Annotated in this window: 1 pseudogene; it reads left to right on the top strand. The window is 38.8% G+C overall.

The features are described from left to right. Window positions 1-36: 36 nt before the first annotated feature. Window positions 37-400, top strand: a pseudogene (locus ZA07_RS00995) (hypothetical protein); the annotation flags it as partial.

Raw genomic sequence — 400 nt, 5'->3', positions numbered from 1 at the left:
AAAGCCATGTTCTACTCATGTGTTGAAAACTTAATTATGGAGTCGTTTACTACAGAAGTAGTTGCTGAGGTTTACTATCAAAGAAATGGTTTTAGCGGGATGGTAGGTTTCTCTAATGGTAAGTTAAAGCAATCTGTAGAAGCGGGATCTAATGGAAAAACTGGTGGAGCTTCCTTGTTGGCAAAATTAGGTTACGACAGTCAACTTAGTGATGACCTAAGAGTGCGTTTAACAGGAACTTTGGATAATACAGGTTATGTGCCTTCAAACTACGTATATACTGCAGACCGTGCTGGTTCTAGAGATAACTTTGTAATGGAAAATGAGGAAGCTGCTGCTAAAAGCCCATTCAGATCAGGACGTTATTATCCAGGTTTCAGAATCAGTATAACAGCTATTA

The organism is Mangrovimonas sp. ST2L15 (assembly GCF_001280515.1).
GTDB lineage: Bacteria > Bacteroidota > Bacteroidia > Flavobacteriales > Flavobacteriaceae > Mangrovimonas > Mangrovimonas futianensis.
This window is presented reverse-complemented; position numbering and strand designations above follow the sequence as displayed.